This window comes from Pseudomonas sp. 05T35 (assembly GCF_056396605.1).
On sequence record NZ_JBFTLU010000738.1, the window covers coordinates 1 to 1,256 of the forward strand.

The 1,256-nt window shown below is 48.3% G+C and carries 1 protein-coding gene; it reads right to left on the reverse strand.

Going from position 1 to position 1,256, the window contains the following annotated elements:
* Window positions 1-606: 606 nt before the first annotated feature.
* A partial coding sequence (locus AC1DH9_RS29390) for a hypothetical protein (RefSeq protein ID WP_477809359.1) occupies window positions 607-1,256 on the reverse strand: 650 nt, incomplete at its 5' end.

Genomic DNA, 1,256 nt, shown 5'->3' on the forward strand with positions numbered 1-1,256 from the left:
GCATACAGCGCATTACTTTGTCTTGCGAACATAGAGATGAAGGGTTAATTTAAAAATTCAAATAAATTCAAAGCCTTGCCTCAGCATAAATAAGGATTTTGTAGATATTACAAATTGGCGTGAAGCGACATAACGAATTTCCTGCAACTGACAATAAATATGAGAGCCTCATTGTTTAACAAGGTAGGCTTTGGATCTTGACGTAGAACCGGCTATGGGTGTTCCCGGTCCCTTTCCCTGAGAACAATCCGCTGGCGCGGAATTTCAGTGAGAGGTCACTGAGCAATCTGGCAGCGGGGGGACAGGTGATGTAGAGGTTTTGGGTGAAAGCTTGAAGGGTGCCGTCCCTTAGGTTGTAGCGTGCACTTTGATTTGCAGATGCATGGAAGGCCGCTTTGGGGGTGTGGGTTTCGGTCAGTTGTGAGAGGCCGCAACCAAAAGCGGTCACTGACCACCGGCTATTGCCGTTGCTGCGAGATTGGGCCAATTGCCGGCGCAGCGTTGACCCACTACCAGTAACCGCTGCATCTTGGATCAATGATGTTTCGGATGGTGGGTCAATCTTGCGGTAACAACTCGACCACTACAGTGAGAGGTTGAGGTAGATTAAAACCTGCTGGAAGAGCGACTGTATCCAGCTCGTTCGAGTAGTCGGCTAGCCTCGGCGATGTCCAGCCGCTGACGCTCTGGATCCATGAGATCCGTATAAAAAAGGGCGCAACCACCAACAACATGACCGCTCCAGTACGAAATCTCTCTATCGGCTCTACCGATTATCCGGCGAAGGATCTGTTTGAATGTTACTGCTCGAGAGATAGCTACAGTATGGGGATTGCCCTTGGCAATATAGTCATCCAGATCCAACCGTATGGGGAGTCGCAGACCTTCCATGTGATCGGCCAGATCCAGGACGATATTGAAAGAAATATATTGGATTCTTACATCAGGAAGGTCAGTGGTCAAAATTCGGTTCAACACATTGTCACGACCTCGGTCTGTATTATACAAGCTGGTTCCCAAGCCTTTCTGAGAGGATTGAACAACCACGATATCGGCGTGTTGTGTCCAGCCCGAGTCGTCCATGACAACGGCATATTCAGCAACGAAGGGTTGGGAATCGTTGCCTGCATAAATAATCTGTTTCACATAGGCTCTCGTCGAAAAATGGTGTAAAAGCGCTAATTGCTTAGAAATGCCACAAGCTTGCTGCCGAACTCTGTAGTTTGTTTGGACAGGCAACTTTCGCGGCTTAAGAT